Source organism: Microbacterium saperdae (assembly GCF_006716345.1).
Taxonomy (GTDB): domain Bacteria; phylum Actinomycetota; class Actinomycetes; order Actinomycetales; family Microbacteriaceae; genus Microbacterium; species Microbacterium saperdae.
The window spans coordinates 1,400,898-1,426,855 of sequence record NZ_VFOX01000001.1; the positions used below are offsets into that span (position 1 = coordinate 1,400,898).

Sequence of the window (25,958 nt, forward strand, 5' to 3'; positions counted from 1 at the left end):
AGGGCCCCCTGCGCGCACGCACAGGGGGCCCTTTCGAGGTGAAACGGGAGATCAGCCGCCGATCGCGACGTTGGTCGTGGAGACCGGCTCGTCGTACAGCGCGGAGATCTCATCCGCGAAGTCGCTCATGATCACGTTGCGCTTGATCGAGAGCTTCGGGGTGAGGTGACCGGAGGCCTCGGTCCACTCCGAGTCGAGGATCGTGAACTTGCGGATCGACTCGGCGCGGGAGACCCGCGCGTTGGCCGCATCCACCGCGCTCTGCACCTCGGCGCGGACGGCGGCGTTCTTCGACGCGTCCACGAGCGACAAGTCGGACGGGAGCCCGTTGTTGGCGAGCCAGGTCGGCAGCATCTCCGGGTCGAGGGTGACCAGCGCCGAGATGAACGGCTTCTGGTCGCCGACCACGACGACCTGCCCGATGATCGGGTTCGCGCGGATGGGATCCTCGAGCGCTGCCGGGGCGACGTTCTTGCCGCCGGCGGTGACGATGATCTCCTTCTTGCGACCCGTGATCGTGAGGAATCCCTCGGAGTCGAAGCTGCCGATGTCGCCGGTGCGGAACCATCCGCCCTCGCTGAACGCCTCGGTCGTGGCCGCCTCGTTGTTCCAGTACTCCTTGAAGACGTTGATGCCGCGGACCTCGATCTCGCCGTCATCCGCGAGGCGGACGCCGACGCCGGGGAGAGCCGGGCCGACCGTGCCGATCTTCGACTTGTCGGCCAGGTTCACTGTCGCGGGAGCCGTCGTCTCGGTCAGGCCATAGCCCTCGAGGATGACGACACCGAGGCTGTGGAAGAAGTGGCCGAGGCGCGAGCCGAGCGGGGCGGATCCGGAGACGGCGTAGACGACGTTGCCGCCCATGGCCTCGCGCAGCTTGCTGTAGACGAGCTTGTTGAACAGCGCGAACTTCAGCTTCATCCCGAACGGGATCTTCGACCCGGCCTCGATGAGCTTGGAGTGCTCGATCGCGACATCCGCCGCCGCGCGGAAGATCTTGCCCTTGCCGCCGGCCTCGGCCTTCTGCTCGGCCGAGTTGTAGACCTTCTCGAAGACGCGGGGCACGGCGAGGAGGAAGGTGGGCTTGAACGATCCGAGCGCCGGGAGCAGTTGACGGGTGTCGGGCTGGTGTCCGGTGCGCACGCCGGCATGGATGTCGAGGATCGAGATGAATCGCGCGAACACGTGTGCGGTCGTGATGAACAGCAGCGTGGATGCGCCCGGCGTCTGCACGACCTCGTTCAGCGCCTTCGCCGAGTTGCGGGAGAGCTCGACGAAGTTGCTGTGCGTCAGCACGCAGCCCTTGGGGCGGCCGGTCGAACCGGAGGTGTAGATGAGCGTCGCGATATCGGAACCGACGGCCAGGCTGCGACGTCGCTCGATCTCGGCGTCGTCGATCGAGGCTCCCTGCGCGGTGAGCGAGTCGATGGCGCCCAGGTGCAGCTGCCAGATCTCGCGGATCAGCGGCAGCTCGCTGCGCACCTCGTCGACCCGCGCGAAGTGCTCAGGGGACTCGACGATCAGCGAGATCGCCCCGGAGTCCTCCATGATCCACTGGATCTGCGAGGGGGAGCTGGTCTCGTAGATCGGCACCATCACCGCTCCCGCGTAGAAGAGCGCGAAGTCGATCAGCGTCCACTCGTATGTGGTGCGTGCCAGGAATCCGACCTTCTCGCCGGGCTGGATGCCGGCGGCGACGAACCCCTTGGCCACGGCGATGACCGCGGTCTGGAAGTCGGCGGCGGAGATGTCACGCCAGCCGTCGCCATCGGGCACGGAGAACAGAGCTCGGTCCGGGGTGGCCTTCACGCGTTCGACCAGGAGGTCGGCGATGTTCGCTTGAGGGTCGGCGGGGACGATCGCGGGGACTTCGAACTGGACCACGGCAGCTCCTTCGGTACCTGTCGGGACGGGTTGCGTTCGAGTCTAGAGCATGAGACGCGGTCGCAGAGAAGGTGAAACCGAGTCGCGAGATGAGGGTTCCGAAGCGAGACGCCCTGGTGGACGCCGAGCGCGGCGCTAGACTTCACCTCGATGTTCTACTGGCTGATGAAGTACGTGGTGATCGGCCCCTTGGTCAAAGGGATCTTCCGTCCTTGGATCGTGGGCCGAAACAACGTGCCCGCGAACGGCGCGGCGATCCTGGCCAGCAACCATCTCTCCTTCGCCGATTCGATCTTCCTTCCGCTGGTGATCGACCGCCGGATGTCATTCCTCGCCAAGAGCGATTACTTCACCGGTCGGGGCCCCAAGGGCTGGGCGACGAAGTTCTTCATGAAGGCCACGGGGCAGCTGCCGATCGACCGCTCTGGGGGCAAGGCATCCGAGGCCTCGCTGAACACCGGATTGCAGGTGCTCGGGGGAGGAGATCTGCTCGGGATCTACCCCGAGGGCACACGCAGCCCCGACGGCAAGCTGTACCGCGGACGAACCGGCATCGCACGGATGGCGTTGGAGGCCAAGGTCCCCGTCATCCCTGTCGTCATGGTCGACACCGACACCGCGATGCCGATCGGGCAGCGTCTGCCGCGCGTGGTGCGTGTCGGGATCGTGATCGGCGAGCCCCTCGACTTCTCGCGGTACGCGGGCATGGAGAACGACCGTTACATCCTCCGCTCCGTCACGGACGAGATCATGGTCGCCCTCCAGCGGCTCGGTGAACAGCACTACGAGGACGTCTACGCGTCGACCGTGAAGGACCGTCTTCCGTCGCGCGTCACACAGCGCTCCTGAGGCGTCCACGCCCCGGTGCGCCCACTAGGCTGGGGGGATGCTCCCGCACGACATCGACGCCCTGGACGCGTGGCGCTCGCTCCCCATCAAACAGCAGCCGCAGTGGCATGACGCCGCCCGCGTCGCCGAGGTCTCCAAGCAGATCGCCGGGCTTCCGCCTCTGGTGTTCGCCGGTGAGGTCGACAACCTCCGGGATCGCCTCGCTCGCGCGGCATCCGGCCGGGCTTTCCTGCTCCAGGGCGGCGACTGCGCAGAGACCTTCGCCGGTGCGACCGCGGAGCAGATCCGCAACCGCATCAAGACCGTTCTGCAGATGGCGGTCGTGCTGACCTATGGCGCATCCATGCCTATCGTCAAGATGGGCCGCATGGCCGGGCAGTTCGCCAAGCCGCGCTCCAGCGACACCGAGACGCGCGGGGATGTGACGCTGCCCGCCTACCGCGGTGACATCGTCAACGGATACGACTTCACGGAAGGCTCGCGTCAGGCGGACCCCGGTCGGCTGCTGCAGGGATACCACACCGCCGCGTCGACGCTGAACCTCATCCGCGCGTTCACGCAGGGTGGCTTCGCCGACCTTCGCGAGGTGCACTCGTGGAACAAGGGCTTCGCGCAGAACCCGGCGAACCAGCGTTACGAGCGCATGGCCGCCGAGATCGACCGCGCGATCAAGTTCATGGAGGCCGCAGGCGCGGACTTCGACGAGCTGAAGCGCGTCGAGTTCTTCACCGGGCACGAGGGCCTGCTCATGGACTACGAGCGGCCGATGACGCGCATCGACTCCCGCACGGACACCCCGTACAACACGTCGGCCCACTTCCTCTGGATCGGTGAGCGCACGCGTGAACTCGACGGCGCCCACGTCGACTACTTCTCGAAGATCCGCAACCCCATCGGCGTCAAGCTCGGACCGACGACCTCGCCCGACACCGCCCTCGCGCTGATCGACAAGCTCGACCCGAACCGTGAGCCGGGACGCCTGACCTTCATCACGCGCATGGGTGCGGGCAAGATCCGCGATGCGCTCCCGCCGCTGCTGGAAGCCGTCCGCGACTCGGGTGCACAGCCGCTGTGGGTCACCGACCCGATGCACGGCAACGGCATCACCACGCCGACCGGCTACAAGACCCGTCGTTTCGACGACGTCGTCGACGAGGTCCGTGGCTTCTTCGAGGCGCACCGCGCTGTGGGCACATTCCCCGGAGGCATCCACGTCGAGCTCACTGGCGACGACGTCACGGAGTGCCTGGGTGGATCGGAGCAGATCGACGAGGCCGCGCTCGGTACGCGCTACGAGAGCCTGTGCGATCCGCGTCTGAACCACATGCAGTCGCTCGAGCTCGCCTTCCTCGTGGCTGAGGAGCTCGAGAAGCGCTGACGTCACGTACGCGAACGACGAAGCCGCCCTTCCCGATCGGGGGAGGGCGGCTTTCTCGTCTCCCCGGAAGCCGTGCGCGCAGGCAGGGGCAGGGGGAAGGGTCAGCCCGTGAGCTGGATGGACAGCTTGACGGTGCCGCCGCGGGGGAGGGACTTGTCCGATCCGGGGTCCTGGCCGGTGACCTGCGCCATCTCCGCGAAGCCGGGAAGGTCGCCCCACGGGGCGTAGGAGGCGGAGAAACCGTTGTCCTCGAGGATCTGACGTGCCTCCACCAAGGATCGTCCGGTCACATCCGGGACGGGGAAGAGCTCCGGGCCCTTCGACACGATGAGCTGCACCGTGTCGCCGGGGCGCCAGTTGCCTTCGCTCGCACGATCCGAGACGCCGATCACACGGTCCTTCTCGACGCTGCCGCTGAACTCGTAGCGGGACTCGTCGGCGATCAGCAGCTTCTTGTCGGTCAGGGTCGACGTGGCCTCGTCGACGCTCATGCCCGACACGTCGGGGAAGGCGCCGGCGGAGACGTAGAGCTCCACCGTGTCGTCCTCGAGAAGGTCGCATCCTTCGCCGCAGGCGTAGGCGTCACCGCCCGCGCGGGGGGTGACGTAGGCGTTGATGACGACGCCGGCATCCGCATCGGAGAACAGGATGAGCGGCTCGTCCGTCACGTTGACGTTGAGCCCGCTGAGGTACTCCCTGGCATCGCTCTCGGTCTTCCCGTTCAGTGCTTCCGCGGCGTGCGACGCCGGCCCGAGCGAGATGTAGACGGTCACCTCGGTGCCCTTGTCGAGCCGTTCTCCTGCGCCGGGGGTGCTGCGGATCGCGATGTCGCGATCGATGTCGATGGAGTTCTCTTCAGCTCTGACCGGCACGAAGCCGGCATCGATGAGCGCTGCGGAGGCGTCTTCGTACGTGCCTCCTGCGACGCTGGGCACGGTGATGAGCGATCCAGGGCCGGATCCGAACCACCAGCCCACGCCGCCCGCCAGCACCGCCAGCAGCAGCACGAGAGTGAGGAGGAATGCGCCCCGCGCCCGCCGTTTCGACGCCCGTCGGCGCAGGATGGTCGCGTTGTCGACCGCCTGCGGCACGGGAGCCGTCGGATCGGCGATGACCATGGTCCCCGGCATCACCTTCGTGAGGTCGCCCGAGTCCGCCTGGGAGCGCATCGGCTGCGCGCTGGGTGCGGCGGCGACCGGCGCGACCCCCAGCGACCGTTCGATCTCACGGAGGCGCTCCAGCATCTGCTGGGCGTCGTCCGGACGCTCGTCGGGGGACTTCTCCGTCGCCCAGAGCACGAGCTCGTCGAGCTGCTCGGGTACGGCGGGGTTGCGTACGCTCGGGCGCGGCACGGATTCCGTCGCGTGCTGGAAGGCGATCTGCATCGGCTGCTCGCCCTTGTACGGCTGCTCGCCGACCAGCATCTCGTAGAGCATGATGCCGAGGGCGTAGATATCGCTGCGGGCATCCGCGGTTCCCCGCGTCACCAGCTCCGGCGCGAGGTAGGCGATCGTACCGAGCAGTTGCTGCCCGGTCGCCGTGTTCGCCGTGGTCGCCCGTGCCAGACCGAAGTCGCCGATCTTGATGCGGCCGTCCTCAGCGAGGAGCACGTTCTCCGGCTTGACGTCGCGGTGGACGATACCGGCGCGATGCGCCGCGGACAGCCCTGCGAGCACCGCGTCCATGATCGTGATGGTCTGGGGGATCGTGAGGCGCTTCTGCTCGCGGAGGAGCTCGCGCAGCGTGATGCCAGGCAGATACTCCATCACCAGGTACGCGAGCTCGCCGTCCTGCCCCTGGTCGAAGACGTTGACGACATGCGGATCCGCCAGGCGGGCAGCGGAGCGCGCCTCCTGGATGAAGCGACTCTGGAAGGCGGAATCGTCGCTGAGGTGCGCGTGCATCACCTTGAGCGCGATGCGACGCTCGAGTCGCAGATCGGTCGCGACGTAGACCGTGGCCATGCCGCCGCGGGCGATTCTGGCGCGTACCCGGTAGCGACCGTCGACAAGCCGCCCGATGAGGGGGTCGGCCTGCTGATTGGACGTCACGTCAGAATTCTATGGAGAACTGCCTGAAAGCCTGGGGAACGGCTCACCCCTGGAGCCTTCGGGTTTTCAGAATCGCGGTCATCCATGCGCGGCGAGCCACTGGTACGCCTGCGTCTCCCACTGGCCGTATCTGCTCGGATACGCCGAGATCTGGACCGCCTGAGCGGCATCCGTGAACGCCATCTTCTCCCACCCGGGGATGTCGAGCAGACCGCGCGTCACGGTTCCGTTGGGATCGTGCTGGCCGCCGTAGAAGACGCGCGTGCTGCGGTCGGCGTCCTGCACCTGGGCGGGAGTGCCCCAGCCGGTGCTCGGACGCTGCTGGAAGATGCCGAGCGAGTCCCGGTCGCCCCAGTTCAGATTCCGCAGGCCGGACTCCACCATTCCGGTCGCCAGGGCGATCGCGATCCCGCGGTCGGAGACACCGAGCTCCCGACCGATCCGGATGATGAGGGCGGCCGTGGCGATCTGCTCGGCATCGAGGGAAGCGGTGTGCTGCGCGGACGTCGTGGCAGCCGCAGCCGCCTGCGCGACGATCAGCTGCTGGCCCGGATAGATGACCGACGACGAGGCGAGACCGTTCAGGGCGAACACCGTCTGGGTGCTCGTGCCGTACTTCCGGGCGATCGCGAAGACGGTGTCACCGGCGACGACGGTGTGCGTGCGAGAGGCACCCGTGGCGGCCGGAGCCGCGACCACGGCGGGCGCGGCGGCCGCTGCCGGTGCGGAACTCCCGGAGACGGCGAGCCTCTGGCCGGGGTAGATGATCGATGCCCGGGTGAGCCCGTTCGCCGCGAGGACGGCATCGACGCTCGTGCCGTACTTGTTCGCGATGCCGTAGACGGTGTCGCCGGCGACCACGGTGTGCGTGGCTGTGGTGGGGGTGGACGCGGGTGGGGCTGCCGGTGCGGCGGCTGCTTCGGGTGCGAGGAGGCGGAGTGTCTGCCCCGGATAGATCACGGACCGCCAGGAGAGGCCGTTCCAGGTCAGCACATCGACAGTGCGGAGGCCGAACCGGCCGGCGATCGCCGAGATGGTGTCTCCGGCGCGCACGACGTAGCTCGCCGGCGCTGCCTGAGCCGGCACGAGGCGGGTGGCGCCGTTGAGCCGTTCGATCGGTGCCGTCTCCTGCGTGGCGGCGGCCGCCGGGGAGACGGCGAGGGTCCCCGCGAGTGCTCCCAGAACAGCTGCGGGCACTCCCAGCTGGATGTGACGCGCGCGACGCGTGGCGGTGTGCAGTCTCAAGGTTGCCCCCTTTTCGAGCTCCTGACACGCTGACACGGAAGTAAACAGAAGTCAACAGAAGTGACTGAAGTGACGGATGTGACTGGAGTGCCGACATGCGGTGCGCGTTCTGAGATGAGATAGTGGGCAACGTGTCTGAGAACGTTGCTGTGAACCCTGCTGCCGAGTGGCTGACGATGCCCGACCTCGTCGAAGCGCTCGATGAACCGCTCGGACGTGTGCGCCGACTCATCGACGACCACTATCTGGTCGGTTCCCGCCGCACGGGCGTCTTCGCCGTTCCCGCCGTGTTCATCGTCGACGGCCACCCCCTCAGCTCTCTGCGCGGCACGATCATCGTGCTGCAGGACGCCGGATTCACCGACGACGAACTCATCGACTGGCTGCTCGAAGACGATGAGAGCCTCGGGCGTTCTCCGATCGCCGCATTGCTGGCGGGGCACAAGAGCGAAGTCCGTCGCGTCGCACGCACCCTCGTCTGAGGCGCAGGCGGTACGGCCGGATCCGGTCAGGCGGAGCGAACTGTCGCTGCGCGTGCCAGGTCCCGCAGATCTCCGACGGCGGCGTTGTCGAGCCGAGCCCCGCTGAGGGCGAGATCGGCCTCCCGCGCATAATCGGTGATCATCGTCTCGATGCGTGCCAGGGCGCCCGACCCCTGGATCGTCGCCTGCAGGAACGACACCTGCTGTGCCGTCAGCTCGGGGTCGCCGAGCAACTCGTCGAAGACGGTCCGGGCGGGGGAATCCAGTGCCTCGCGGGTGAGCGCGACCAGAACGGTCCGCTTGCCCTCCCGAAGATCGTCGCCGGCCGGCTTTCCGGTGACGGAAGCGTCGCCGAAGACCCCGAGGACATCATCGCGCAGCTGGAAAGCCATCCCGACGGGGCGGCCGAAGCGGCGCAGTGCCTGCACTTGATCGACCTCCGCACCGGCGAACGCGGCGCCCAGGATCAACGGCTGCTCGATGCTGTAGCGCGCCGACTTGAGCGACGCGACGCGCAGCGCGCGCTCGGCATGGCTGGCGTTGTCGTTCACGATCCAGGCGGATTCCTCCGCGATGTCGAGGAACTGTCCTGTCGTGACGTCGCGTCTCATGCGCGCGTACTCGGTGCGGACCGTCCCGGCGTAGGGGTGCACCCGGAGCGCGGTCTCCAGAAGATCGTCGCTCCAGGCGACGAGCAGGTCGCCGAGCAGGATCGCGGATGCGCGTCCGAACGCGGCGGCGTCGCCGGTCCAGCGCGCGGTGCGATGCGAGTTCTCGAGAGCGCGGTGCGCGGCGGGGCGGCCTCGGCGGGTGTCGGAGTTGTCGATGAGATCGTCGTGCACGAGCGCGGCAGACTGGAAGATCTCCAAGGCGGCGCAGATGTCCCACAGTGCGTCGGTCTCGGCCGCGTTCCGATCGGAGAATCGCGCGGTGGCGCGCCAGCCCGCGTGGCAGAAGCGCGCGCGCAGTCGTTTCCCCCCGATCAGAGTCTCCGCCGCGGCACCGAGGAACCCGGCGGCGTCTGCGCCGTACTCGTCGGATTCGGTGCGCATCTGTGCGATGAATCGCTCCAGACGGAGGGCGACGGCGTCCTGGATCGGAGTGGGGGATGGCACACTCCCAGCATACGTAAAGCAAGCAGGAGCCGAACTGCTAGCCCCGGATGCCCGGGCGCGCGTAGAATGGATGAACGAATACCCGAGGGGGACGAAATGCCACTCTCCGAACAGGAGCAGCGTCTGCTCGATGAGATGGAACGCCATCTCCTCCACAACGACGCAGACGTCGTGAGCGCGCCGTCAGGCGATCGCACACTGAGCTATCGCAACCTCGTCTACGGCGCACTGCTGCTGCTGGCCGGTGTCGGCGCTCTGGTCGCCGGCGTGATCCTCGGCGACGTCTGGGGCATCGTGGTCGGTGTCATCGGATTCGCCGCGATGCTGGCGGGCGTGATGTTCGCTGTGACGCCCGTGCGACGTGCCACTCCGGTGACGCCGCGCGAGGCGACGTCCGCCAAGCGGCAGGACTCCGCGTCCTTCATGGATCGCATGAACGACCGATGGGATCGGCGACAGGACGGTCGCTGACCACCCTCTCCACTTTCTTCCCGAGAAGGCCCGGATGCTCTGAGCATCCGGGCCTTCTTGCGTCTGCGGTCCGGTGATGCTCATTCCAGGGCGCGCGGGGGCGTGTCTCGCTGCTGACCCATCCCTCCACATTCCCTCCACCCTCCTCCACCCTGAGATTCCGCGGATTATCGAGGCCGATCAAGCGTGACCGCGCCGTCGGGCGCGGATTGACCGTAGGAATGTGGAGGAAAGTGGAGTAAAGTGGGGCGCACCTCGAGTTGGCCGGACGCAGAGGGGGTGATGGCCGATGTTGCTGGGTACGCACTCACCGAAGCTGGACGACAAAGGAAGGGTCATCCTTCCCGCGAAGTTCCGTGAGGACCTCGGCGGCGGCATCGTCGTCACCCGAGGCCAGGAACGCTGCCTCTACGTCTTCAGCACGGCCGAGTTCGAGGCGATGCACGAGCGGATCCGTCAGGCTCCGCTCGCGAACAAACAGGCGCGTGACTTCATGCGACTGTTCCTCTCCGGTGCGAGTGCGGAGATGCCAGACAGCCAGAACCGCATCACCATCCCCGCGCACCTGCGTCAGTACGCAGGACTGCAGAAGGAACTCATCGTCACCGGAGTCGGCGCCCATGCCGAGATCTGGGATGCCGAGAGCTGGAACACCTACCTCGCTGCCGGCGAGGAGACCTACTCCGACCTCGAGCAGGAGGTGATTCCGGGACTCTTCTGACCACGGCTGTGATGCCCCGCCGCTCCCGCCCCGACACACTTCCCCGGTGCCGGGTCGAGAAGCGGAGGGGGATCAGAGCCGAAGGTCACCCCGAGAAAGATCATGAACCTCCGAGACATTCACACCCCCGTACTGCTCGACCGCTGCGTCGAGCTGCTCGCCCCTGCCCTGCAGGCGGACGGAGCCGTGCTCGTCGATGCCACCCTCGGCATGGGCGGACACTCCGAGGCGTTCCTGGAGCGCTTCCCCCACATCCGTCTCATCGGACTCGACCGAGACACCGATGCCCTGCGTATCGCGGGGGAGCGGCTCGCCCGCTTCACGGACCGCGTCACGCTCGTCCACACCGTCTACGACGAGATCGGGTTGCACGCACAGGGAGCCTCTGCGATCCTCTTCGACCTCGGCGTCTCCTCGCTGCAGCTCGACGAGGCCGAGCGCGGCTTCGCGTACTCCAAGGATGCGCCGCTCGACATGCGGATGGACCAGACCAAGGGCATCACCGCCGCCGAGGTCATCGCGACCTACAACGAGGGCAACCTCCGGCGCATCTTCGAGCGCTACGGAGAGGAGAAGCTCGCCGGTCGGTACGCGCGCTTCATCATCGACGCCCGTCAGAAGAAGCCGATCCTGCGCTCGGGCGAGCTCGTCGAGATCCTGATCGCGGCGACGCCGGCGGCCGCCCAGCGTGCCGGACACCCGGCCAAGCGGGTCTTCCAGGCGCTGCGCATCGAGGTGAACGCCGAACTCAACGTGCTCGCCGACGCCATCCCGTCTGCCATGGAGTCGCTGAACGTCGGCGGGCGTATCGCCGTGATGTCGTATCAGTCGCTCGAGGACCGCCTCGTGAAGCAGGCATTCGCGGCTGCTGCGGCGTCGACCGCCCCCGCAGGGCTTCCCGTCGAACTGCCGGAGCACGCCCCTCGATTCCGCATCCTCACCAAGGGGGCCGAGTTGGCGGACGACGCCGAACGCGCACGCAATCCCCGGGCGATCCCGGTGCGCCTGCGTGCCGCGGAGAAGGTCAGGGACCGCGCATGAGCCTGAACGCCACCGTCCGCAAGCCGGCGCTGCCGGTCACCCCGGCGCGCGCTCCCGAGCGTCGACTGCGTCCGGTCACCGAGAGCAGGCCTCGGCGCAAGCCCAAGCTGGCGTACGCGCTGATGGCTCTCGGCGGCGCGCTCGCCATCGGAGCCGCGCAGATCGGGCTGTCGCTGGCGATCACACAGGACTCGTTCGTGCTCGCCGACCTGTCGTCGCAACAGCGCGAACTCAATCTGCGCTCGCATGCCCTGCAGGAGGAGCTGACCGGACTCAGTTCGCCGCAGGCCCTCGCGAGCGCCGCCGCCGACCTCGGCATGGTCGTGGCGGGTTCGCCCTCCTACCTGCGTCTGAGCGACGGCGCCGTCTTCGGCGTCGGAGCAGGCGCCGACTGGACATCGACCGTCGACCCGAACGGCAGCGGCGCGGTGAGCAACTCGCTCATCACCGCTCCTCCCGTCGACACCCCGGTGCCGGAGAACGGCACGCTCGATCCCGCCACGCAGGACCTTCCGCCGGCGATCACCGACGGTCTCCCCAGCCCCACGACGCACTAGCCGCACCGCCCAGCCGACCGCCCACCATCCGACGGAGAGATCCCATGACGACACGAGCCACCCGCGGACCGCGGCGACGGACCGTCGTCGCCCTCGCCGTGATCCTCTCGGTCCTCGCCGTGTTCGTCGTGCGTCTCGTCGATATCCAGGTCGTGAGCGCGGACGAGCACGTCAACGATTCCCTCAAGCACATCGGCAAGGGCGACAGCATCTCCGGGCAGCGGGGCACGATCGTCGATGCGAGCGGTACCGTGCTGGCTTCGAGCGTGATGGTCTACGACGCGGAGCTCAGCCCGCTCGTGATCACCGAGCTGGAGAAGAAGGAGCCGAAGGTCCCCTGGGACGAAGCCGCGGACAAGATCGCGGCGGTCACCGGGCAGACCGGCGACGAGGTGCGCGCGCTCGTCGCGAACGCCCTCGCAGAGAACGCCGAGAGCCAGTACGTGCAGCTGAAGAAGTCGCTCACGACGGATCAGTACATCGAACTGCGCGATCTGAAGCTCGCCTATCTGCATATGACGGCACGCGAGACCCGGGTGTATCCCAACGGGGCGGTCGCCGGGAACATCGTCGGATTCCTCGACGGCAGCGGCAAGGCGCAGGCGGGCATCGAGAAGATGGAGCAGTCCTGCCTCGCTCCCGTCAACGGCGAGGAGAGCTATCGCATCGGAAAGGACGGGGTCGTGATCCCCGGGAGCGAGCGCACCGTGAACGCGGTGGACGGCGGCACCGTTCAGCTGACCATCAACAGCGACCTGAACTGGTACCTGCAGCAGATGATCACCGAAGAAGCTCAGAAGCAGGGCGCCAAGGGCGGAACGGTCACGGTCGTCGAGGTCAAGACCGGAAAGATCCGTGCCGCAGCGGAGTGGCCGGCGCTCGACCCCAACGACCTCGGGTCGATGACGGCGGATGACTGGGGCAGCGAGATCTTCCACCACGACTTCGAGCCTGGATCGACCTTCAAGGCCATCACCGCGGCTGCAGCGATGGAGGGGGCCGGTCTCACGCCGCTCAGCACTGTGAGCGCCTCGTCTCGCGAGAAGTTCCCGAACGGCGCCGTGATCAACGACGCGTTCTCGCATGCGGCCTACAACTACACGCTCGCCGGTGCGCTGATCGACTCCTCGAACGTCGCTCTGTCGAAGTTCGGAACGACCGTCAGCCCCGACGTGCGCTACGACTACCTGCAGCGTTTCGGAGTCGGAAAGGACACGATCGGCTTCCCGACCGAGGTCTCCGGCACTCTGCATCCGGTGAGCGAATGGGACAACCAGTCGCTGTACACCACGACGTTCGGTCAGTTCTTCACGGTCACCGCCGCACAGGTCGCGGGGGCCTACCAGGCGATCGCCAACGGCGGCGAGAAGATCGACCTGTCGCTGATCGAATCCTGCACGAAGCCGGACGGCACCGTGGTGGCCGCTGACGCGCCGAAGCACGAGCAGATCGTGACGGAGCAGACCGCCGCCGACCTCACCCGCATGCTCGAGAACGTCGCAGTGCAGGGTGGCAACGCCGAGCGCATCCAGGTTCCTGGCTATCGCGTGACCAGCAAGACCGGTACCGCGCAGGTTCCGGATGGCAAGGGCGGATACAAGGCAGGCGTGTACTACACGAGCATGGTGGGCTTCGCGCCCGTCGACGATCCGCAGTACGTCGTCGTGGTCACTCTGGACGAGCCGACTAAGGTTGTATCGTCCGCGGCCACCGCATCCGCCTTCCAGAAGGCGATGACGCAGGTGATGAAGACCTATCGCGTGATGCCGTCCTCCGTGCCGATGGATGAGTTGCTGCCCAAGTTCGAATAGCCGGCGAAAGCCGCGCCTGGAGATGTCATGATCGCCCTGTCGCTTGCTGAGATCGCCGCTACTGTCGGCGGTGAACTGCGCCTCGCCGGAAGCGATTCCGCCGAGACCGTCGTTGACGGCGTCGTCGACACCGATTCCCGCGTGATGACTCCCGGATCGATCTTCGTGGCCAAGCCGGGAGCCGAGACAGACGGGCATCGATTCGTCGGCGCGGCTGTCGCGGCGGGAGCGGCTCTGGCGATCGTCGAGCACCCGGTGGACGAGGACATCACTCAGATCGTGGTCGCTGACGTGATCACGGCGCTGGCCGACCTGGCGCGGGAGGTCGTCGCGCGCGTGCGTGCCGAGGGCGACCTGCGCATCGTGGGCATCACCGGCTCGAACGGCAAGACCACCACCAAGAACTTCCTCGCCCGCATCCTCGCCGACGAAGGGGAGACGGTCGCCCCGATCAACTCCTACAACAACGAGGTCGGTGCTCCGGTCACCATGCTGCGTGTCACGCGGAGCACCCGCTTCCTCGTGAGCGAGTTCGGCGCGGCGGCTCCGGGGAGCATCGCCCGGCTGGCCGGCCTGGTCGAGCCCGACATCGCCGTCGTGCTGATGGTCGGGATGGCGCATGCCGGCGGTTTCGGCGGTATCGAGGAGACAGCCAAGGCCAAGTCGGAGCTCGTCTCCGCGGCGAAGGCCGACGGCACCGCCGTGCTCGGCATCGACGACTCGCGCGTCGCCGCGATGCGCGATCTCGCGCAGTCGCGTGGCATGCGCGTCGTGGGGTTCGGGCAGGGTCCTGCGGCAGATGTGCGCGCGCAGGACATCGAGGTCACCGCAGCAGGAACCCGCTGCGTCATCGAGGCTGACGGCGAGCGGATCCCCCTGCACCTGCGCGTGCTCGGCGCCCACCACATCACCAACGCCCTCGCAGCCATCGCCGCGGCCCGGGCGCTCGGTGTCGCGACCGCGGACGCGATCGCGCGTCTGGAGACGGTCGAGATCGCCGAACGCTGGCGCATGCAGCCGATGGGCAGCGATCGCGTGCGCATCATCAACGACGCGTACAACGCCAGCCCCGACTCGATGGCCGCGGCGCTGCGGACCCTCGCTCAGATCACCGGGCCGGAGGAGCGGACCGTCGCGGTCCTGGGCGCCATGACCGAACTGGGCGAGAGCGCAGGGGAGGAGCACGACCGCATCGGGCTGCTCGCCGTGCGGCTGAACATCCAGCGCATCGTGGTGGTCGGTCCCGAAGCGCGCCGACTCTATCTCTCCGCCGTCGGCGAAGGCTCCTGGGACAGTGAAGCCGTCCATCTGCCCGACCAGGACGCCGCGTTCGAGTACCTCCGCACGGAACTCCGTGACGGTGATCGCGTGCTCGTCAAGTCATCCAATTCCGTGGGCCTCCGGCATCTCGGCGATCGTCTGGGAGAATTGTTCTCGTGAGGTCACTCATCATGGCGGCGGCGATCTCGCTCGCCTTCACACTGTTCCTGACTCCCGTCTTCCTCCGGCTCTTCCGGAAGTGGGGCTGGGGGCAGGTCATCCGCACCCCCGAGGCCGTGGAGAACCCGAGCCACGAGGCGAAACGCGGTACCCCCACGATGGGCGGCGTGATCTTCATCGCCGGCTCGATCGTCGGCTACTTCACCGGTGTCTACGTGAGCGGGGAGCAGCCTGCGTTGTCGGCGCTCCTGGTCATCTGGCTGATGGTCGGTTTCGGCGCCGTCGGATTCATCGACGACTACATGAAGGTGCGCAGCCAGCGCAGCCTGGGTCTCTCGGGCTGGCGCAAGGTGATCGGCCAACTGCTCGTGATCATCCCCTTCGGCATCGTCGCGCTCAACTTCCCGAACAAGTTCGGCCAGACGCCCGCGAGCGAGTCGATCTCGCTGTTCCGTGACATCACCTGGCTGAACCTCTTCGCGTTCGGCATCGTGCTCGGCTGGGCCCTGTACCTGGCCTGGATCGCCGTGATCGGTGTCGCGACGTCGAACAGCGTCAACCTCACCGACGGTCTCGACGGGCTCGCGGCCGGTGCCGGTGTCATCGTGGTCGGCGCGTACAGCGTCATCGCCTTCTGGCAGTTCAAGCAGCCCTGTGCCGGGGGAGACCCCGGTTCGCTCGGTGGCTGCTATGAAGTGCGCGATCCGTTCAACCTCGCGATCATCGCGGCATCCGTCGCCGCCGGTCTGATCGGCTTCCTCTGGTGGAACGCTCCCAAGGCGAAGGTCTTCATGGGCGACGTGGGCTCGATGGCCATCGGCGGCGTGATCACCGCGATGGCGATCCTCACCCGCACCGAGCTGCTGCTCCTCGTGATCGCCGGCGTGTTCGTCCTCTCGTCCGGTTCGGTGATCCTGCAGCGCGGCTACTTCAAGCTGACTCGTGGCAAGCGACTGTTCCTGATGAGCCCGTTCCATCATCACCTCGAGATGCGCGGCTGGGCTGAGGTCACGATCGTCGTGCGCCTGTGGATCATCGCGGGTCTGCTGGCGGTCTCGGCCGTCGGCCTGTTCTACGTCGAGTGGCTGACACGTGTCGGCTGAGCGTCTGCAGACCCTGACCAGCTGGCATGCCGACTGGAAGGGCCTGCGCGTCGCGGTTCTCGGACTGTCGATGACCGGTTTCTCGGTCGCCGACACGCTGGCGGAACTCGGCGCCGACGTGCTGGTGCTGAGCGAATCGGCGGAGGAGGAATACGCCCGGTTGTTGCCGATCATCGGCGCCAGGCTCGAGCTGGGCTCGCTCGCCGACATCCCTGAGGCGCTTGTCGACTTCGACCCCGAACTCGTCATCGCCTCGCCCGGCTTCTCGCCGACGCATCCCGTGATCCGGTGGACGCAGGAGTCGGACATCGCGCTCTGGGGTGACATCGAGCTCGCCTGGCGTCTGCGTGACAAGGTCGTGCGCGATGACGGATCCCCGGCTGACTGGGTGCTGATCACCGGTACCAACGGCAAGACCACCACGACCCAGCTCACTGCCACGCTGCTCGCTGCAGGCGGGCTGCGGGCGGCGCCCTGCGGCAACATCGGCGTCCCGGTCCTCGATGCCGTGCGCGACCCCGCCGGTTTCGATGTGCTGGTCGTGGAGCTCTCCAGCCACCAGCTCTGGTACCTCGGGCAGTCAGACGCCGAGGGGGAGCTGTTCCCGCACACCTCGGTCTGCCTCAACCTCGCCGACGACCACCTGGTGTGGCACGGCAGCGCGCAGGCCTACCGCGATGCGAAGGCCCTGGTCTACCGCAACACCCGGGTCGCGTGCGTCTACAACAAGGCCGATGAGGCCACCCGTCGCATGGTGGAGGATGCGGAGGTCGTCGACGGCGCCCGTGCCATCGGCTTCGATCTGGGGATTCCCGGTCCCAGCGACCTCGGGATCGTGGAGGGGCTGCTGGTCGACCGCGCGTTCCTCGACGATCGGTCCCGCAGCGCGCTCGAACTGACCACGCTCGCCGACCTCGATCGGGTGGGCCTCGCCGCTCCGCACATCGTGCAGAACATCCTGGCGGCCAGTGCTCTGGCGCGGTCGCTCGGAGTGGAGCCGGAGGCGATCCACTCGGCCCTCCAGGACTTCCGTCTCGACGCGCACCGCATCCAGATCATCGCCCGGCATCGCGGCATCACCTGGGTCGATGACTCCAAGGCGACGAACCCGCATGCGGCGGCATCCTCGCTCCGCGCCTACCCGGGTGCCGTGTGGGTCGTCGGTGGCGATCTCAAGGGCGTGGACCTGTCGGATCTCGTCGCCGATGCCGGACGCACCGCGAGTGCCGCCGTCGTGATCGGCGTCGAGCGGGTCGAGGTCGTGACGGCGTTCCGACGACACGCGCCCGGGGTGCCGGTGTTCGAGGTCGATGCCGGTGACACTGGACAGGTCATGAATCGTGTCGTGGAGATCGCGGCCGGGATCGTCGACGGCGAGGGAACAGTTCTGCTGGCTCCCGCTGCGGCGTCCTTCGATCAGTTCTCCAGCTACGCGGATCGCGGCCGTCGCTTCGCCGAAGCGGTGCGAGAGTGGATCGACCGGGGGAGCGACGATGACGCAGGTGGCCCGCCCTCCGGGATCTGAGTCCGGCGGTCTCGCAGCCCGCGTGTCGCTCGGACGCCGCTTCGTGCCGGTGTCGAGCGAGTTCCTCATGATCGCGTCCACCGCGCTGCTGCTGACGCTGTTCGGACTCGTGATGGTGCTGTCGGCGACCAGCGCGACGGCCATCGGCAACGGCGAGAGCCCCTGGAGCGCCGCCCTGCGTCAAGGGATCTTCGCCCTGCTCGGCGTGCCGCTGATGTTCCTCGTGAGCAGGCTCCCGATCGCCTTCCTCAAGCGCATGGCCTGGCCGGCGCTGTTCGGGGCGGTCGCCCTCCAGCTGCTGGTGTTCACGCCGCTCGGAATCGCTGACGGAGGAAACCGGAACTGGATCCAGATCGCGGGGTTCCAGCTCCAGCCGTCCGAGTTCCTCAAGCTGGCCCTCGCCCTCTGGATCGGCTACGTCCTGCTTCGCAAACAGGCGATGCTCGGCACCTGGCACCACGTCTTCATCCCGGTCGTACCCGTCGGTGCGCTTGCGATCGGCACCGTGCTCGGTGGGAAGGACCTCGGTACCGCCATGGTGCTCGTCCTGATCCTGCTCGGGTGCCTGTTCTTCTCGGGAGTGAAGCTGCGGCTGTTCATCATCCCGGTGATCCTCGGCGTCGGCGCCGTGCTCGCCTACGCGCTCTCCAGCGTCGACCGCATGCGACGCATCACGGCGTCGTGCGACAACCTCGACCTGTACTACACCGACTGCTACCAGTCGATCCACGGCATCTGGGGAATGGCGAGCGGCGGGATCTTCGGTCTCGGTCTCGGCAACTCCCAGGAGAAGTACGGATGGCTGCCCGCAGCGGGCAACGACTTCATCTTCGCGATCGTCGGAGAGGAACTCGGGCTGATCGGCTGCATCGTCGTGCTGGCGCTGTTCACGTTCTTCACGATCGGTGCGTTCCACATCATCCGCAAGACGAACGATCCCTTCATCCGCGTCGCCGCGGGTGGCATCACCGTCTGGATCGTCGGACAGGCCGTGCTCAACATCGGCGTCGTGATCGGCATCTTCCCCGTCATGGGTGTTCCGCTCCCGTTCATGTCCCAGGGCGGCACCGCGCTGTTGGCGGTCCTGCTCGCCTGCGGCGTGCTGCTGGCGTTCGCGCGCACCATCCCCGCGGTCGAGCCGGGCGGCGCCACGCAGCGTCCGGCGGCTCCCCGGGGTTCTTCGGCAGGGCGGGGTAGGGTCACCAAGTGACCTCGTACTTGCTCGCCGGCGGAGGAACCGCCGGCCATGTCAACCCCCTGCTCGCCGTCGCCGATGGGCTGCGTGCGCGCGACCCTCAGGCCGATGTGCTCGTCCTCGGCACCGCCGAAGGGCTGGAATCCCGGCTCGTCCCCGCCCGCGGCTACGAGTTGCTCATCGTCGACAAGGTCCCCTTCCCGCGCCGGCCCAACCGGCAGGCGGCGGCGTTCCCCGGCCGCTTCCGCCGGGCCATCGCCCAGGTGCGCGCACACATCCGCCAGCACGGCATCGACGTGGTCGTCGGCTTCGGGGGCTACGCCTCCGCGCCCGCCTACGTCGCGGCCCGTCGCGAGCGCATCCCCTTCGTCGTGCATGAGGCCAATGCGAAGCCCGGTCTCGCCAACGTCCTGGGGGCGCGCTGGGCCGCCGCCGTGGGCGTGGCGTTCGACGGCACCCCTCTGCGCGGTGGCGAGGTCGTCGGGATGCCACTGCGCCGCGAAGTCATCGCGCTGGACCGTGCCGCGCTCCGCGGGGAGGCGGCCGCCGCCTTCGGACTCGACGCCGACCGACCCGTCCTGCTCGTGTTCGGCGGGTCGCTCGGAGCGCAGCGCCTGAACGAGGCTCTGGCGGATTCCTGGCGTGACATCCTCGACGCCGGCTGGCAGCTGCTGCACGTCACGGGCGAGCGCAGCGACATGCCCGACCCCGGCGTGCCGGGATATTCTCTGCGCCGCTACGTCGACCGGATGGATCTGGCCTTCGCGCTCGCGGATCTGATCGTGTCGCGCTCGGGTTCGGCGACCGTCAGCGAAGTGAGCGCTCTGGGAATCCCCGCCCTCTATGTGCCGTACTCCGTGGGGAACGGTGAGCAGCGCCTCAACGCCGGCTCCGCCGTCGCTGCGGGGGCCGCGGAACTGCTCGACGACGCCACGTTCGACGGCGACGCGGTCCGGCGGATCGTCGTGCCGTTGCTCCATGACCGCGACCGCATCGCCACGATGGCGACGGCGGCCGAGAAGGTCGGCACCCGCACCGGCACCGAGAACGTGATCGCGCTCATCGATCGCGCCGTCGGTGCCCCGAACTAGACTGAGCTGGACATGATCAGACCCGACCTCTCCCTCCCGATTCCCGAGACGATCACCTCCGCGCACTTCATCGGCATCGGCGGTTCCGGCATGAGCGGACTCGCCAAGATGTTCCTCGATGCCGGCATCCGCGTTTCCGGATCCGACCGTGCCGACAGCGCCAATCTCCAGGCGCTGGCCGCTGCCGGGGCGACCGTGCACGTGGGGCACGATGCCACGCATCTCGGCGACGCCGACACGGTCGTGCACACCGGAGCGATCTGGCCGGAGAACCCGGAGTTCCTTCTCGCCAAGGAGCGCGGGCTCCATGTCATCCACCGTTCGCAGGCGCTGTACTGGCTGATCGGCTCACGCCGCCTGGTGTCCGTCGCCGGCGCGCACGGAAAGACCACGTCGACGGGCATGATCGTCACGGCGTTGCGCGACCTCGGCCTCGACCCGCACTTCGTCAACGGGGGAGTGATCGAGCAGCTCGGCATCTCCAGCGCGACGGGCACGGGCGACCTCTTCGTGATCGAGGCCGACGAGTCGGACGGCACGTTCCTGCTGTACGACACCGCCGTGGCGCTCATCACGAACGTCGACCCCGACCACCTCGACCACTTCGGATCCGAGGAAGCGTTCCACGATGCCTTCGTGCGGTTCGCGGACGCGGCCAGCGAAGCTGTCGTGATCTCGAGCGACGACGCCGGCGCACTGCGCGTCGGCGCCGGCCTCTCGCACCCGAATGTACTCACCTTCGGCCAGGCGGCGGATGCCGATATGCGCGTGACGGATGTCGTCGCCCACGGGCCGGTGGCCGCGACCATCACCCACGGTGACGACAGCGTGCGCATGCAGCTCGCGGTGCCGGGAGTGCACAACGCGATCAATGCCGCAGGATCCGTCGCGGTGCTGCGCGCACTGGGGATCGGCCTGGTCGATGCGGTGCGCGCGGTGGAAGGATTCGCCGGCACGGTGCGCCGCCTCGAGCAGCATGGCGTCGAGCGCGGGGTCACCGTCTATGACGACTACTCGCATCACCCCACCGAAGTCCGTGCCGCGCTCGAGGCGATGCGCAGCATCTCGGGTCCAGGACGCATCATCGCGATCCAGCAGCCCCACACGTACTCGCGCACGCAGCACATGTACCAGGAGTTCGCCGATGTGCTCGAGGAGTTCGCCGATCACACGGTGATGCTCGACGTGTACGGCGCGCGTGAGGATCCGGTCCCGGGAGTCACCGGAGAGCTCGTGAGCGGCGCGTTCCGCGACCCCGCCCATGTGCACTTCGTCGCCGACTGGCAGGAGGCCGCGGACTACACCGCCACCGTCGCCCGCGACGGTGATTTCGTGATCACTCTCGGCTGCGGCAACGTCTACCAGATCATCCCGCAGGTGCTCGAGTCGTTGCGCCAGACCGTCGAGGCGTAGTCCGTGCGTCGGCCCCCACCGCCTCCGACCTCCCCGGAGAGCCAGGGGGAGCAGGAGCCTGCCTCACCGTCGGTCCTCCGCCCGGCTCGGCGCGAATCGCTGGGCGCGAAGAAGCCGTCGGGCTCGATCTCACCGCCGGATGACGGCACCGAGGCCCTCGTCGGAGCCACCGATACCGAGACGCCGCCGACATCCACACGCGACGTCTGGCGAGCCGCGCGTGCCCGGCGCAAGGCACTGCGGGCGGAGATCCGTCGCTTCACGCAGCGTTCGCGACGCCGTCGGATCATCTGGTGGAGCGCCATCGGCGCCGTCGTCCTCCTGGTGGGCGGGAGCGTTGCTGCCGCCTACAGTCCCTTGTTCGCGGTGGAGAAGATCACCGTCGCCGGCGCTTCCACTCTCGACCCCGCTGCTGTCGAGGCGGCGCTGAGCGGTCAGATCGGCACGCCTCTGGCGCTCGTCGACTCGAGCGAGGTCAAGGCGGCACTGCTGGCCTTCCCGCTGATCGAGACCTATGCGCTCGAGGCCAGGCCTCCGCACGATCTGACCGTGCGGATCGTCGAGCGCACGCCGATCGGGGTGATCCGTTCGGACGCCGGTTACACCCTCGTGGATGCTGCCGGCGTGGCACTGTCGACCACCTCCGATCAACCCGCCGGACAGCCTCTGATCGACATCGCCACCGGCACCGACTCATCGGCGTTCCAGAGCGCCGGGCTCGTCGTGCGTTCCCTGCCCGCCGACCTGCGCGCACAGCTGACCGGTGTGAGCGCCAGCACCGCCGACGATGTGACCCTCACGCTCAGCAGCGGGTTGACGGTCGTGTGGGGGAGTGCCGAGAAGTCGGCACTCAAGGCTCTCGTGCTCGAGAAGGCGTTGACGGCGAAACCGGATGCCTCCACGGTCGATGTCTCGTCCGCCGAGACCGCCGTCGTCGGCTGAGTGAGCGACCCCGTGGCGGGGTCCGAGTCCTCTGTGGCGCGCAGAGCGCGTGTCGAACGCGCATTCCGACGGGAATGAAGCGACACGCCCAGCGCGCTGCGCCCACGAGCTCACGCGGCGCTTACCTTCGATCAAGAGAACGCAATACCGGGAAATACTTTACACCTCTACTTGAGGTTTAAGGTTCACCCACTTCCAAGGCTCGACTAATCGGAGGCCGGCCATGAGCCAGAACCAGAACTACCTCGCCGTGATCAAGGTCGTCGGCGTCGGCGGTGGCGGCGTCAACGCCGTCAACCGCATGATCGATCTCGGTCTCCGCGGAGTCGAGTTCATCGCCGTCAACACCGACGCGCAGGCGCTGCTCATGAGCGACGCCGACGTCAAGCTCGACGTCGGTCGTGAGCTCACGCGCGGTCTCGGCGCCGGTGCCGACCCCGAAGTGGGTCGTCGCGCCGCAGAGGACCACGCCGAGGAGATCGAGCAGGCGCTCACCGGCGCCGACATGGTCTTCGTCACCGCCGGCGAAGGCGGTGGCACCGGAACGGGTGGCGCCCCGGTCGTCGCTCGCATCGCGAAGTCGATCGGCGCCCTCACGATCGGTGTCGTCACGAAGCCGTTCTCGTTCGAAGGCCGTCGCCGCCAGAGCCAGGCCGAGGCAGGTGTGGCCAAGCTCAAGGAAGAGGTCGACACCCTCATCGTCGTGCCGAACGACCGTCTCCTCGAGATCAGCGACCGCGGCATCTCGATGATCGAGGCGTTCGCGACCGCCGACCAGGTGCTTCTCGCCGGTGTCCAGGGCATCACGGATCTGATCACGACCCCCGGTCTGATCAACCTCGACTTCGCCGACGTCAAGTCGGTCATGCAGGGTGCCGGTTCCGCGCTGATGGGTATCGGCTCCGCGCGCGGCGCTGATCGTGCGATCAAGGCCGCAGAGTTGGCCGTCGAGTCTCCGCTGCTCGAGGCGAGCATCGAAGGCGCCCACGGCGTGCTGCTCTCCATCCAGGGTGGATCGAACCTCGGTATCTTCGAGATCCACGACGCGGCCGACCTCGTCAAGGAAGCCGCGCACCCGGAGGCGAACATCATCTTCGGTACGGTCATCGACGACAGCCTCGGAGACGAGGTGCGCGTGACCGTGATCGCCGCAGGATTCGACGGTGGCGAGCCCTCGCTCCGACTGGACCCGATGGTCGTGAGCCGCCCCGCGGCGACGCTGCCCGAGGTCGCACTCTCCGATGACACCGCCGCGCCTGCTGCCGGTGCCTCGGAGCCTGAGTCCGCCCCGCAGCGCGTGACGGCGACGAGCATCGAGCCGGCGTTCGCCGACGACGACATCGACATCCCCGAATTCCTGAAGTGACGCTCGACCAGGCTCAGCAGTCACCGAGCCTGGCAGCGCGGCTGTCGGCGATCGACACACGGATCGCCGACGCCGCGCGGCTCGCCGGCCGCGACCCCGCCGAGATCACACGGATCGTCGTGACGAAGTTCCACCCGGCGTCCCTCGTGCGTGAGTTGCACGAACTGGGCGTGCGGGAAGTCGGGGAGAACCGGCAGCAGGAACTCACCTCCAAGCAGGGCGAACTCGCGGAGCTCGACCTGCGCTGGCATTTCATCGGCCAGGCGCAGACCAACAAGGCGGCCTCGATCCGCCGGAGCGCCGACGTCGTCCACTCGCTCGATCGCGACCGCCTCGCCGACGCGCTCGATCGTGTGGCCGACAGCGACGATGTGCTCGACGTGCTGGTGCAGATCAACCTCACGGATGACGAGGGCCGCGGGGGAGTGTCTCCTGCCGACGCCCCCGCGCTCGCGGAGCATGTCCTCTCGCTGCCGTCGCTGCGTCTCCGCGGTGTGATGGCCGTCGCTCCGCTCGATGAGGAACCGGCATCCGCCTTCGCTCGTCTCCATGACGTCGCGGAGAGCGTCCGAGGGCTCGCTCCGGACGCCACGTGGATCTCCGCGGGGATGACGGGCGACTTCGTCGAAGCCATCGCCGCGGGCGCGACACACCTGCGGATCGGCTCCGCAATCACGGGACCCCGGCCCGACCGGGGTTAACCTCTAACCAGACCAGCCCGAACGTTCGAACCGGAGGACACGATGGGTAACCCGCTGAAGAAGACCATGGTGTATCTCGGCCTCGCCGACGAGGAAGAAGCCTATGAAGAAGAGCAGCAGGCGCCCGCCCGCTCTCACCGTGAACGCGATCGTGACCGCGAAGAGCCCGCTCCGGCTCCGGTCACCCCGCTGCGTCGACCTGTCGCCGTGCGACAGCCTGCGGCGGGCGCTGTGAACGAGATCCTCACCGTGCACCCGAAGCAGTACCGCGACGCGCAGCTCATCGCGGAGAGCTTCCGTGAAGGCGTGCCGGTCATCATCAACCTCTCGCAGATGAGCGATGCCGACGCGCGTCGACTGATCGACTTCGCCAGTGGTCTCTCGCTCGGCCTCTACGGTCGCATCGAGCGCGTCACCTCGAAGGTCTTCCTGCTCTCGCCGGAGAACATCGCGGTGTCGGGTCATGGCGGTATCGCCCACGCAGACGCCGAGTCTGCGGGCTTCGACCAGTCGTAGCCCGTGCAACTGGTCTCTGTCGTCGCGAGCATCGTCCACCTGGTTCTGCTGCTCTACATCTTCGTGCTCTTCGCGCGCCTCGTCCTCGACTACATCCCGCTCTTCAACCGGGAATGGCGTCCCAAGGGCTTCGGCCTCGTCGCCGCGGAAGCCGTGTACACGTTGACCGATCCGCCGATCCGGTTCTTCCGGCGGATCATTCCTCCTCTGCGTATCGGCTCCCTCTCGCTCGACTTCGGATTCGCGCTCACGATGCTCATCGTGTTGATTCTGATGAACATCGTCAGACTGTTCATCTGAACCGCGAGTTCGCCCTCTTCGGGTGTCGCGTCATCGCGCCACAAAGGTGCGGGGGCTATGCTGGCACCCAGGTGCGCCCCCCGGGTTCGCGCCACATCACGACCGCGCCATACAAAACTGGCAACCGAACTCATCGAAAGAGGAGCCACTCATGGCACTTACCCCGGATGACGTCGTCACCAAGCAGTTCCAGCACGTCCGCTTCAAGGACGGGTTCGACCCCGATGAGGTGGACGACTTCCTCGACGAGATCGTCATCGAGTGGCGCAAGGCCCTCGAGGAGAACGTCGAGCTGAAGGCCAAGCTGGCCGCATACGAGTCCGGTGAGGCTCCTGCTGCCGCTCCGGCCGCCGAGGCGCCCGCCGCCGAGGTCCCCGCACCTGCTCCGGCTGCTGCCGTCGAGACCCCGGCCGAGCCGGCACCCACGGTGTCCGCCACCGCCACCGCCGGCATCATCGAGCTGGCTCAGCGCCTGCACGACGAGCATGTCGCCGAGGGTGAGGCGAAGCGCAACCAGCTGATCGCCGACGCCGAGAACGAGGTGAACCGCATCCGCAGCGAGGCCGAGGCCAAGCAGCGCGAAGAGGCCGCCCGTCTGGAGCGCGAGCGCAACACGCTCGAGGCTCGCATCACCGAACTCCGCAACTTCGAGCGCGACTACCGCTCGCAGCTGCGCGGCTACATCGAGGGCCAGCTCCGCGACCTCGACGAGAAGTCGGCGTCCACGGACTCCACGCCGGTCTCCGCGATCGGACTGTAGG

Annotated in this window: 24 protein-coding genes; 20 read left to right on the forward strand and 4 right to left on the reverse strand. The window is 67.7% G+C overall.

Translation table 11 applies throughout. The features are described 5' to 3' along the window. Positions 1-51: 51 nt before the first annotated feature. Positions 52-1,884, reverse strand: a complete 1,833-nt coding sequence (locus FB560_RS06595) for an AMP-dependent synthetase/ligase (RefSeq protein WP_141871628.1) — start codon at positions 1,882-1,884, stop codon at positions 52-54. A gap of 150 nt (positions 1,885-2,034) precedes the next feature. Here FB560_RS06595 and FB560_RS06600 point away from each other — a divergent pair, with 150 nt between their 5' ends. Further along, positions 2,035-2,733 (forward strand): lysophospholipid acyltransferase family protein, encoded by a 699-nt coding sequence (locus FB560_RS06600; protein WP_141871629.1) that lies wholly within the window; start codon positions 2,035-2,037, stop codon positions 2,731-2,733. Between the two features lie 37 nt (positions 2,734-2,770). Further along, positions 2,771-4,111: a class II 3-deoxy-7-phosphoheptulonate synthase gene (locus FB560_RS06605; protein ID WP_141871630.1), complete on the forward strand. Its 1,341-nt coding sequence runs from the start codon at positions 2,771-2,773 to the stop codon at positions 4,109-4,111. Positions 4,112-4,212: 101 nt separating this feature from the next. Here FB560_RS06605 and pknB read toward each other — a convergent pair whose 3' ends face one another. Beyond that, positions 4,213-6,162: a Stk1 family PASTA domain-containing Ser/Thr kinase gene (pknB, locus tag FB560_RS06610; protein WP_141871631.1), complete on the reverse strand. Its 1,950-nt coding sequence runs from the start codon at positions 6,160-6,162 to the stop codon at positions 4,213-4,215. Positions 6,163-6,240: 78 nt separating this feature from the next. Continuing rightward, positions 6,241-7,407: a LysM peptidoglycan-binding domain-containing protein gene (locus tag FB560_RS06615; RefSeq protein WP_141871632.1), complete on the reverse strand. Its 1,167-nt coding sequence runs from the start codon at positions 7,405-7,407 to the stop codon at positions 6,241-6,243. A gap of 122 nt (positions 7,408-7,529) precedes the next feature. On the opposite strand from FB560_RS06615, the gene FB560_RS06620 reads away from it, so the two are divergent. Then, the gene (locus FB560_RS06620) at positions 7,530-7,889 is read left to right on the forward strand and encodes an Rv2175c family DNA-binding protein (protein WP_407662548.1); all 360 of its coding nucleotides are present in this window, start codon (positions 7,530-7,532) and stop codon (positions 7,887-7,889) included. A 26-nt stretch (positions 7,890-7,915) separates the two neighbouring features. Here FB560_RS06620 and FB560_RS06625 read toward each other — a convergent pair whose 3' ends face one another. After that, positions 7,916-8,941 (reverse strand): polyprenyl synthetase family protein, encoded by a 1,026-nt coding sequence (locus tag FB560_RS06625; protein ID WP_407662565.1) that lies wholly within the window; start codon positions 8,939-8,941, stop codon positions 7,916-7,918. Between the two features lie 159 nt (positions 8,942-9,100). On the opposite strand from FB560_RS06625, the gene FB560_RS06630 reads away from it, so the two are divergent. From FB560_RS06630 to FB560_RS06710, 17 genes are all read left to right on the forward strand, one after another. Next, positions 9,101-9,475: a DUF3040 domain-containing protein gene (locus tag FB560_RS06630; protein ID WP_141871634.1), complete on the forward strand. Its 375-nt coding sequence runs from the start codon at positions 9,101-9,103 to the stop codon at positions 9,473-9,475. Between the two features lie 289 nt (positions 9,476-9,764). After that, on the forward strand, positions 9,765-10,196 hold the full coding sequence (gene mraZ, locus FB560_RS06635) for a division/cell wall cluster transcriptional repressor MraZ (protein WP_029261553.1): 432 nt from the start codon (positions 9,765-9,767) through the stop codon (positions 10,194-10,196). A gap of 102 nt (positions 10,197-10,298) precedes the next feature. Next, positions 10,299-11,237: a 16S rRNA (cytosine(1402)-N(4))-methyltransferase RsmH gene (gene rsmH, locus FB560_RS06640; RefSeq protein ID WP_141871635.1), complete on the forward strand. Its 939-nt coding sequence runs from the start codon at positions 10,299-10,301 to the stop codon at positions 11,235-11,237. Continuing rightward, the gene (locus FB560_RS06645; protein WP_141871636.1) at positions 11,234-11,794 is read left to right on the forward strand and encodes a hypothetical protein; all 561 of its coding nucleotides are present in this window, start codon (positions 11,234-11,236) and stop codon (positions 11,792-11,794) included. The genes rsmH and FB560_RS06645 overlap by 4 nt, the downstream gene beginning before the upstream one ends. Positions 11,795-11,838: 44 nt before the next feature. Next, on the forward strand, positions 11,839-13,605 hold the full coding sequence (locus tag FB560_RS06650) for a peptidoglycan D,D-transpeptidase FtsI family protein (protein WP_141871637.1): 1,767 nt from the start codon (positions 11,839-11,841) through the stop codon (positions 13,603-13,605). Positions 13,606-13,632: 27 nt separating this feature from the next. Next, positions 13,633-15,045 carry a UDP-N-acetylmuramoyl-tripeptide--D-alanyl-D-alanine ligase gene (locus FB560_RS06655; RefSeq protein ID WP_141871638.1) on the forward strand — a complete coding sequence of 471 codons (1,413 nt, stop codon included), beginning with the start codon at positions 13,633-13,635 and terminating at the stop codon, positions 15,043-15,045. Further along, entirely contained in the window at positions 15,042-16,148 is a 1,107-nt protein-coding gene (gene mraY / locus FB560_RS06660; RefSeq protein WP_141871639.1) for a phospho-N-acetylmuramoyl-pentapeptide-transferase, read from the forward strand. Before FB560_RS06655 ends, mraY begins: the two co-directional genes overlap by 4 nt. Beyond that, positions 16,138-17,673 (forward strand): UDP-N-acetylmuramoyl-L-alanine--D-glutamate ligase, encoded by a 1,536-nt coding sequence (gene murD / locus FB560_RS06665; protein ID WP_141871640.1) that lies wholly within the window; start codon positions 16,138-16,140, stop codon positions 17,671-17,673. The genes mraY and murD overlap by 11 nt, the downstream gene beginning before the upstream one ends. Next, positions 17,642-18,883, forward strand: a complete 1,242-nt coding sequence (gene ftsW / locus FB560_RS06670; RefSeq protein ID WP_141871641.1) for a putative lipid II flippase FtsW — start codon at positions 17,642-17,644, stop codon at positions 18,881-18,883. Before murD ends, ftsW begins: the two co-directional genes overlap by 32 nt. After that, the gene (locus FB560_RS06675; protein WP_141871642.1) at positions 18,880-19,959 is read left to right on the forward strand and encodes a UDP-N-acetylglucosamine--N-acetylmuramyl-(pentapeptide) pyrophosphoryl-undecaprenol N-acetylglucosamine transferase; all 1,080 of its coding nucleotides are present in this window, start codon (positions 18,880-18,882) and stop codon (positions 19,957-19,959) included. The genes ftsW and FB560_RS06675 overlap by 4 nt, the downstream gene beginning before the upstream one ends. A 12-nt stretch (positions 19,960-19,971) precedes the next feature. Continuing rightward, complete coding sequence (gene murC / locus FB560_RS06680) at positions 19,972-21,372, forward strand: UDP-N-acetylmuramate--L-alanine ligase (RefSeq protein ID WP_141871643.1); 1,401 nt, start codon at positions 19,972-19,974, stop codon at positions 21,370-21,372. A 3-nt stretch (positions 21,373-21,375) separates the two neighbouring features. Continuing rightward, complete coding sequence (locus FB560_RS06685) at positions 21,376-22,314, forward strand: FtsQ-type POTRA domain-containing protein (RefSeq protein WP_141871644.1); 939 nt, start codon at positions 21,376-21,378, stop codon at positions 22,312-22,314. 223 nt (positions 22,315-22,537) lie between these two features. Further along, positions 22,538-23,680 carry a cell division protein FtsZ gene (gene ftsZ / locus FB560_RS06690; RefSeq protein ID WP_141871645.1) on the forward strand — a complete coding sequence of 381 codons (1,143 nt, stop codon included), beginning with the start codon at positions 22,538-22,540 and terminating at the stop codon, positions 23,678-23,680. Next, the gene (locus FB560_RS06695) at positions 23,677-24,381 is read left to right on the forward strand and encodes a YggS family pyridoxal phosphate-dependent enzyme (protein ID WP_188895207.1); all 705 of its coding nucleotides are present in this window, start codon (positions 23,677-23,679) and stop codon (positions 24,379-24,381) included. The genes ftsZ and FB560_RS06695 overlap by 4 nt, the downstream gene beginning before the upstream one ends. A 42-nt stretch (positions 24,382-24,423) precedes the next feature. Then, a complete protein-coding gene (locus FB560_RS06700) occupies positions 24,424-24,897 on the forward strand; it encodes a cell division protein SepF (protein ID WP_141871646.1) in 474 nt (157 codons plus the stop codon). A 3-nt stretch (positions 24,898-24,900) separates the two neighbouring features. Continuing rightward, a complete protein-coding gene (locus FB560_RS06705) occupies positions 24,901-25,197 on the forward strand; it encodes a YggT family protein (protein WP_141871647.1) in 297 nt (98 codons plus the stop codon). Positions 25,198-25,348: 151 nt separating this feature from the next. Next, positions 25,349-25,957: a DivIVA domain-containing protein gene (locus tag FB560_RS06710; protein ID WP_141871648.1), complete on the forward strand. Its 609-nt coding sequence runs from the start codon at positions 25,349-25,351 to the stop codon at positions 25,955-25,957. Position 25,958 lies beyond the last annotated feature (1 nt).